Source organism: Desemzia incerta (assembly GCF_900115825.1).
GTDB lineage: Bacteria > Bacillota > Bacilli > Lactobacillales > Carnobacteriaceae > Desemzia > Desemzia incerta.
Genome location: NZ_FOXW01000002.1, coordinates 314557 through 322769 on the forward strand (window position 1 = coordinate 314557; position 8213 = coordinate 322769).

Sequence of the window (8213 nt, forward strand, 5' to 3'; positions counted from 1 at the left end):
ATCCAGCAGATTAATGTCAATCCAATGTTCTGCTGTTGAATACGTATTCGAATAAACCCGACACCTAGGTTTTTCTGGGTCACTTCATGTGATACAGTTATGTAGTAAGCGTTTTATTTTAAGGTATACCAATTAAAAAAACAGCAAGGTCACATCTTTTAGACATGAACTTGCTGCTGTGTATTTGCTGATTGGTATTTTCGAAATTGTGTTTACTTCACGGTTAATTGTTGCCCTACAAATATCAAGTCTGAGCTTAAGTTGTTCCATTGTTTTAATTGAGCAATAGAAACTTTATTAGCTAAAGCAATGCCTGATAGCGTATCTCCACTTGTTACTGTATATTTGCTGTTTGAAGCAACAGGTTTAACAGTTGTAGACGTTCCTACTTTAACCGCTAATTTTTGACCTACATAAATCGTATCGGAACTTAATTTATTCCATGATTTCAAATCTGAAACCGAAACACTGTATTTATTAGCAATTGCTGTTAATGTGTCACCACTTTTGACAGTGTAATTGACATCCAGATTGCTGACAACTGTTTCTTGTTTTGGAGCAGGAGCCGTTGAGTTAGAAGATGCTGTTCCTTGAATCGTTAACTTTTGACCCACATAAATAGTATCTGATGACAATTTGTTCAACGATTTCAAATTAGCTACTGTTGTATTGTGTTTTCTGGCTATACCTGACAATGTGTCTCCAGATTGAATCGTGTAGCTAGTTGCATTGCCAGTATTAGACTCTTTACTCGTAGACGGTGCTGGTTTTGTCACTACATTCGTCGTTCCTGTAACTGTTAACTTTTGTCCCACATAAATGATATCAGATTTTAAATTATTGATCGATTTTAAATTAGCTACTGTTGTTCCGTATTGTTTAGCCAATCCGGACAATGTATTCCCAGCTTTAACTGTGTGTTGAGTTGTGCTTGATCCAGTATTGCTTGAAGGAGTCCCTGTAGAAGGTTTTGCCTCTTCTTTAACAGTTCCGCTAACCGCTAATTTTTGACCTACATAAATCGTATCGGATGACAGCTTGTTCAATGATTTCAAGTTCACTACAGTAGTATTGTATTTTCTTGCAATACCTGACAACGTGTCTCCAGATTTAACTGCATAGCTGCTTGTTCCAGTATTAGACCCAGTACCCGTAGATGGTGCTGGTTTAGTTTCTGTATTAGCTGTACCTTTAATTACTAACTTTTGACCCACATAAATAGTGTCAGATTTTAAGTTATTCACCGATTTTAAATTAGCTACTGTTGTTCCATATTGCTTAGCCAATCCAGACAATGTATTTCCAGCTTTAACTGTGTGTTGAGTAGCGGTTGATCCAGTATTGTTTGAAGGAGTTCCTGCAGAAGGTTTTGTCTCTTCTTTAACCTGACCACTAACAGCTAATTTTTGACCGACATAAATTGTATCAGATGATAATTTGTTCAACGATTTCAAATTAGCTACTGTAGTGCTGTATGTTCTTGCAATGCCTGACAGCGTATCTCCAGATTTAACCGTATAGCTGCTTGAAGTATTCGAACCTGTGTTAGAGCCGTTTCCTCCAGTTGAAGGTTTAATTTCTTCTTTAACAGCTCCATTTACAGCAAGTTTTTGGCCTACATAAATCGTATCGGATTTTAAATTATTCAACGATTTTAATTTCGCTACAGTTGTGTTGTATCTTCTTGCAATCCCTGATAATGTATCTCCAGATTTAACAGTATACTGACTCGTATTCTCTGTATTATTATTGCCGTTATCAACTGGTTTTTGTGTTTCTGGAATCGAAGGAGCAGGAGTGTTTCCATTTGAACCTCCAGATTGCTTCACATCAAAACGAGTTAAATTGTATTCGTTGATCAAATTGTTTAATTTTGCTGCATACGTTGGATCTGTTGCGTAACGACCTTCTAACCAAGCTGTAGCTTCGTAAACATTAGAAGTATTGCTGACCCAAGCTCCAGCATAAAATTCGGGATTCCATGAAGTTCCTCTTTTTAGTAAGTTTGCATTATCTTGGAAAGATTCAGCATATGAAGGATACTTTTTAAAGTTTTGCGGAATGTTGATCCAGCCTGTACTCGTTGAGTATTCTTTTGTGTACATCGTAACGGACTCGCCATTATATGAACCTTTGATACCAAACAAGTTGTGATTTGGCGATTTAGCAAGAGCACTTCCTCCCCAACCACTTTCCAATCCTGATTGAGCAATCATTACAGATGCATATAAATTGTTTTTCGCTGCTATTTCACTTGCAAAAGAAGCTACCGTTTCAATGAATTGTGCCGGTGTTTGAGATTTATTGATATCTTTTAATTCTTCTTTAGGAGCAGATGAAGCTTGTTGGTTAACTGTCAATTTTTGTCCAACACGAATAACGTTCTTATTAGAGATGTTGTTCCAAGTCATCAAGTTATTTACAGACACACCATACTGTTTAGAAATCTTGTTTAAAGTGTCTCCACTCTTAACAACATGAACAACTGGCGCAGCTTTTTCTTCTTTCACAACTGCTGACGTAGTTGCCATCATAGTTCTAGCTTTAGACGGTGCCGGTGTCTCTTCTTTAACTTTTGCAACTTCTGGTTTTACAGTTTCTGTTACAGGAGCTGGCTTAACTTCTTTAGTAGCCTCTTCTTCAACAACTTCTGTAACTTCTTCTACAGATGCTTCAGAAACAACTTCAGCGTCGTTTTGTTCTGTAGTTTCATCCACTACTACATCAATTTCTTCTGTGGTATCCGTATTTAGATCTTGAGAAGGTTCTTGCTCTTCCAACTCGATTGCTGGTTCAGTCTCCTCTGTTTCTTCTACTGCATCGGCTTCGGTTGTAGCAACTAGAGCTTCATCCATCAATTGATCTACATCTTCTATAGACAATGTTTCGAAATCAATAGATTCGAAAATTTCTGGAGTCACTAACTTTTTCAATTCTACTATTAATTGCTCTTTTGCAGTTTCTTGGTCTTCTAACGGGCTTTCGTCAGCTACTGTTGCAGTTTCACTAGTTTCTGTTTCAACAGCCACTTCATTGCCTTCAGCAACGGTATTATTTTGTTCTACTTCAATAGTATCTGTTTTACTGTTATCTGCTTCATTTCCGTTAGCTTCAACAGCTTCAGAATATGTAGGAAATGCTAGTAAACCTACTAATAAAGACGTGCTAAACAGTGCAGTGCCTTTTTTTAATCGGGCATTAGAACACAGATTCTTTTGCATTGTTTTTTCTTTTTCTACTAAGAAAATTCTTTCTTTTCTAGTTATCACCAAAGTAGGTCCCTCCTATGAATAAATCCCTCAACATTTTACGATAGATAATCTAATTATAACGGTAATCTTTTATAAATGAACCCTAAAAAAATAGTTTTGTTAAACTTAACATTTGTCACACGAATGTAATTTTACAAATAAACATCTGGCTCTATTATAACTGAAATTCCACTCTTATTTTGTATATAAAATAAGAACTTTTAGTGAAGCGTTTATTCAAAATTATGATAAACTAAATGGAGTATATTAGAAAGCAGGAAACTTATGACATCTACTAAATCATCTACATTTATGAAGCGTTATCCTTGGTATGTTTGGAGTTTGATTTTAGCGCTCCCTTTTATTTTTATTGTTTTAAGCGGTTCGATAAGCGAGGAGACTATTCAGTTTATCGATCGCAGCATTGGTCAACCTATCTTATCTTTGAGAAATCCAACACTGACCCCTTTTTTTATTTTTCTAACTGACTTGGGAGGAACCATTTTTTTAGGAATCTTCGTCCTTTTGACAGCTGTTTTGTGTGCGTGGAGATACAAAAATCGTTCAGCAGCTTTATGGTTAGTTTTACAATCTGTTCTGGGAGCAGGCCTACTAAATCAACTCTTAAAAGTGATTTTTCAACGTGCTCGGCCTGTTATTGAACATTTGGTGGAACAAGGGGGACTCTCCTTTCCGAGTGGGCACTCAATGGGGTCTATGATTTGTTATGGTGGGATTTTATTTCTGCTTACTAAAATTATTCGTCAAAAAAAACTGCGTATTGGTTTATTTATTTTTGCAGCGATTCTTATCTTGCTTATTGGAATAAGTCGCATCTATCTAGGAGTACATTTTGCAACAGATGTTATCGGAGGTTTTTCAGCCGGTGCTGCCTGGTTGAGCTTTACGATTGGAACATACCCTAAGTGGAAGACTGTTATAAGTCGAAGTAAATAAAAGGAGTGTTCATAAGTGCTTGAAAATGCTTTACGATTCAGCCATACATTATTGAAAAATACTATCAGTCAAGGAGATATCGTGGTAGACGCTACTGTAGGAAATGGATCAGATACCGTCCTACTAGCTAAATTGGTCGGAACTAACGGTAAGGTCTACGGATTCGATGTCCAAAAAAAAGCCATAGAAACGACTAAAGAAAAATTAATTTATACAAATTTACATCAGCAAGTGGAGTTATACCAACAAGGTCATGAAACACTAGGTGAAATCATTGACCCCAAAATTCCCGTCTCTGGAGCTATATTCAACTTAGGCTATTTACCTAAAAGCGATAAATCGATCATTACTAGAAGTTCAACGACACTAAAAGCTATTTCTACTCTCCTACCGTTGCTAAGAAAAGGTTCCTTATTGATTATTGTTGTCTATTATGGTCACGAAGGCGGAGAAGAAGAAAAAGATGCTGTACTTGAATACGTTTCGCAATTGCCTCAAAAAGAATACAGTACATTGAAATATGGGTTTATAAATCAAAAAAATTACCCGCCATTTTTGTTGGCTGTTGAAAAACTAGTTTAAGAGGCAAAATAAAAAAGAGATGGAATATCCATCTCTTTTTTATTTAACTTAATAATTCTTTTAATACGTCTACTTTATCCGTCTTTTCCCAAGGCAGTTCAATATCTGTTCTGCCAAAATGACCGTAAGCTGCAGTTTGCTTGTAGATAGGTCTTTGCAAATCAAGCATTTGAATAATACCTGCAGGTCTCAAGTCGAAATTAGAACGAACAGCTTCAATCAATTTAGCTTCTGAAACTTTACCCGTTTCAAATGTATCAATCGAAATAGAAACGGGTTGAGCTACACCAATAGCATAAGCTAATTGCACTTCACATTTATCTGCTAAACCAGCAGCAACGATGTTCTTCGCAATGTATCGTGCAGCATAACTTGCTGAACGGTCAACTTTTGTAGGATCTTTTCCAGAGAAAGCTCCTCCACCATGACGAGCGTATCCACCGTAAGTATCTACAATAATTTTACGTCCTGTCAACCCAGCGTCACCTTGTGGTCCACCAATAACGAATCGACCCGTTGGATTAATAAAGTATTTTGTTTCTTCATCCAACAATTCAGCAGGAATTTCTTGTTTGATCACTTTTTCAATCATATCTTGCTTTAGCTCTTCATAAGCCACTTCTGGAGCATGTTGGGTACTAATAACCACAGTATCCACTCGAACTGGTTTCCCTGCTTCATCATACTCTACAGTAACCTGTGCTTTAGCGTCAGGTCGTAAGTAAGATATCTCATTCTCTTTACGTAAAGCTGCAATTTTTCTTGTTAAACGATGACTTAACGAAATAGGCAACGGCATCAATTCTGGTGTTTCGTTGATAGCAAAACCAAACATCAATCCTTGATCTCCAGCTCCTATTTGACTTAACTCATCATCATTCAATTCTCTAGATTCAACTGAATCATTGACCCCTTGAGCAATATCTCCCGATTGTTCATCTATTGCGACAAGTACACCACATGTTTCTGCATCAAATCCATATTTTGCTCTTGTGTATCCAATATCTCGGACGGTATCACGAACGATTTTTTGTATATCCACATAAGCAGTAGTCGAAATTTCTCCTGCTACTAAAACTAGACCAGTTGTGACTATTGTCTCACAAGCTACACGAGCTGTTGAATCTTTTTCTAAAATGGCATCAAGAATTGCGTCGCTTATTTGATCCGCAATCTTATCCGGATGTCCTTCTGATACGGACTCGGATGTAAATAATTTTCTTTCTGACATTAGATATCCCCCTTTGTTTTTTCGGTTACAAGGCTTCTCCACTATTCAAAGTGAATCCTATCGGGAATCCTTTTGCAAACCTTATACAGTTTATCACAATTAGATACAAAATGATACGTCAATTGGTCTATGAAAAACTTTTTATTTATCCATTGTATTTTTTTGGTATGATAGATAAGAAAATGATCCACTGCACTCATTACCAATTTGAATATAACGTTACCTCAAGAAAGGGGATTCTCAGTGACACAAACTTTTAAACACTTTATTGAGCAATTTTTATACAATCCTATTGTACTAGTTTTTCTTAGACCACTTAGTTATTTAATGATAGGAACAGTATATGCCTTACAATATAACTCTTTTAATCGTTCCGTTTTCTTCCTGTTATACCTATACTTATTTACGAACTACTATATTGAGTCGTATTTGTCCAAACATAAACTGTTTGCTAAGAGCACTCTCACTCTTCCATTCATCCTGTTAGAGATCATTAATCTTGTGCTGATTAGTACACTTGCTGTATCAACGAATTACTTAGTAGCATTGTTAACTATTCTTTATAGTCTAATCATGCACTTCCAGCATTATCTTAAAAGTATAGGGTGGTCCAATTTGACCATTTTAGTTGTCAGTTTTTTTAAAGGCGGAATCATTACCTACTTGAGTTTCTTTACTCAAGTTCACTTTTTACCGCTGGAGTTATTAAAATGGAGCATTCCATTGGTCCTGGTCAATATTTTGGTAGAGATGCATACGTATTACCTGCAAACAACTGTCCAGCAACCTATATTGAAAAAAGATTTCCTTTTAAAGACACTTATCCTGATTACACTTATTTATCTGACAACTATCTTTTTACTCGCCAGCACTTTTGGTTACTTGTTAGTATTGTTCCTATTCACTGTTCCATTTATTCTTCATTTTATAAATATGATCCATCGTAAAAAAGAAAAAAAACTGTGCTTAAAAACACTGTTCCTTTATCAAATGACTTATCTATTTGTCTTTACTCTTATTGAAACCATTTCTTTTTACCTACTATAATGTGCAGCAAAAAGCATCTTCATAAAAAGGATGCTTTTGTTTGTTCCATTCAAAATAAAAAAAACTGACGGCGTCATTATGACGTCGTCACCTTTTATCGTATGACCCGTACGGGATTCGAACCCGTGTTACCGCCGTGAAAGGGCGGTGTCTTAACCGCTTGACCAACGGGCCTTAATTAATTATTTTTAACCATAAGGTAATGGGCCTAAATGGACTCGAACCATCGACCTCACGCTTATCAGGCGTGCGCTCTAACCAGCTGAGCTATAGGCCCTGAAGACATAAAAAAAGAGCGGGTGAGGAGAATCGAACTCCCATCATCAGCTTGGAAGGCTGAGGTTTTACCACTAAACTACACCCGCATTTTAGTTATGGCCCGGGACAGAGTCGAACTGCCGACACCTTGAGCTTCAATCAAGTGCTCTACCAACTGAGCTACCGGGCCTTATATTCAGTTAAAACGGTCTCGACGGGAATCGAACCCGCGATCTTCTGCGTGACAGGCAGACATGTTAACCCCTACACCACGAGACCATTGTTGCTATTTTCTATTGCTCAAAGAGCAATATATTGCGGGGACAGGACTTGAACCTGTGACCTTCGGGTTATGAGCCCGACGAGCTGCCAACTGCTCCACCCCGCGATAATATAAATGTTTCTGCCCACAAAAAGTGAGTTAAGGAGGATAAGGGATTCGAACCCTTGCGTGCTTTTACACACCTGACGGTTTTCAAGACCGTTCCCTTCAGCCGGACTTGGGTAATCCTCCGATATAACAATTAATCTATTTGATTTGATAAGGTAATGAAACCTTATGACCCGTACGGGATTCGAACCCGTGTTACCGCCGTGAAAGGGCGGTGTCTTAACCGCTTGACCAACGGGCCTTTAATTTTCACCATATTATGGAATGGTACTAAAACTTACGGAGAAGGAGGGATTTGAACCCTCGCGCCGCGTTAGCGACCTACACCCTTAGCAGGGGCGCCTCTTCAGCCACTTGAGTACTTCCCCAATCAACGAAAAGTTTACTTAAATTTATGTTTATGCAATGGGCCTAAATGGACTCGAACCATCGACCTCACGCTTATCAGGCGTGCGCTCTAACCAGCTGAGCTATAGGCCCATAAAAAAAGCGGGTG

Annotated in this window: 5 protein-coding genes, 10 tRNA genes and 1 riboswitch; of the genes, 3 read left to right on the forward strand and 12 right to left on the reverse strand. The window is 37.6% G+C overall.

Annotation, left to right across the window (positions count from 1 at the left end; genetic code table 11):
- Window positions 1-212: 212 nt before the first annotated feature.
- The gene (locus BM137_RS04105) at window positions 213-3269 is read right to left on the reverse strand and encodes a LysM peptidoglycan-binding domain-containing protein (protein ID WP_143084232.1); all 3057 of its coding nucleotides are present in this window, start codon (window positions 3267-3269) and stop codon (window positions 213-215) included.
- Window positions 3270-3536: 267 nt separating this feature from the next.
- Here BM137_RS04105 and BM137_RS04110 point away from each other — a divergent pair, with 267 nt between their 5' ends.
- On the forward strand, window positions 3537-4208 hold the full coding sequence (locus tag BM137_RS04110) for a phosphatase PAP2 family protein (protein WP_092479884.1): 672 nt from the start codon (window positions 3537-3539) through the stop codon (window positions 4206-4208).
- A 15-nt stretch (window positions 4209-4223) separates the two neighbouring features.
- The gene (mnmM, locus tag BM137_RS04115) at window positions 4224-4790 is read left to right on the forward strand and encodes a tRNA 5-(aminomethyl)-2-thiouridylate-methyltransferase MnmM (protein ID WP_092479885.1); all 567 of its coding nucleotides are present in this window, start codon (window positions 4224-4226) and stop codon (window positions 4788-4790) included.
- 43 nt (window positions 4791-4833) lie between these two features.
- Here mnmM and metK read toward each other — a convergent pair whose 3' ends face one another.
- Window positions 4834-6021 carry a methionine adenosyltransferase gene (metK, locus tag BM137_RS04120; RefSeq protein WP_092479886.1) on the reverse strand — a complete coding sequence of 396 codons (1188 nt, stop codon included), beginning with the start codon at window positions 6019-6021 and terminating at the stop codon, window positions 4834-4836.
- Window positions 6019-6104: riboswitch (SMK box riboswitch) on the reverse strand. It overlaps the preceding gene by 3 nt.
- Window positions 6105-6522: 418 nt before the next feature.
- Between metK and BM137_RS04125 the strand changes: the two genes are divergently transcribed.
- Window positions 6523-7068, forward strand: a complete 546-nt coding sequence (locus tag BM137_RS04125) for a hypothetical protein (RefSeq protein ID WP_143084233.1) — start codon at window positions 6523-6525, stop codon at window positions 7066-7068.
- 102 nt (window positions 7069-7170) lie between these two features.
- On the opposite strand, the gene BM137_RS04130 is transcribed toward BM137_RS04125, so the two are convergent.
- The 10 genes from BM137_RS04130 to BM137_RS04175 form a co-directional block, all read right to left on the reverse strand.
- Window positions 7171-7242 (reverse strand) — tRNA-Glu (locus BM137_RS04130).
- Between the two features lie 29 nt (window positions 7243-7271).
- Window positions 7272-7345 (reverse strand) — tRNA-Ile (locus tag BM137_RS04135).
- A gap of 17 nt (window positions 7346-7362) precedes the next feature.
- Window positions 7363-7433, reverse strand: a tRNA-Gly gene (locus BM137_RS04140).
- Between the two features lie 10 nt (window positions 7434-7443).
- Window positions 7444-7516: transfer RNA gene (locus tag BM137_RS04145), tRNA-Phe, on the reverse strand.
- 16 nt (window positions 7517-7532) lie between these two features.
- Window positions 7533-7605, reverse strand: a tRNA-Asp gene (locus BM137_RS04150).
- Between the two features lie 36 nt (window positions 7606-7641).
- Window positions 7642-7714 (reverse strand) — tRNA-Met (locus tag BM137_RS04155).
- A 36-nt stretch (window positions 7715-7750) separates the two neighbouring features.
- Window positions 7751-7840, reverse strand: a tRNA-Ser gene (locus tag BM137_RS04160).
- A 46-nt stretch (window positions 7841-7886) separates the two neighbouring features.
- Window positions 7887-7958 (reverse strand) — tRNA-Glu (locus BM137_RS04165).
- A 39-nt stretch (window positions 7959-7997) separates the two neighbouring features.
- Window positions 7998-8085: transfer RNA gene (locus BM137_RS04170), tRNA-Ser, on the reverse strand.
- Window positions 8086-8123: 38 nt separating this feature from the next.
- A tRNA-Ile gene (locus tag BM137_RS04175) sits at window positions 8124-8197 on the reverse strand.
- Between the last annotated feature and the right edge of the window lie 16 nt (window positions 8198-8213).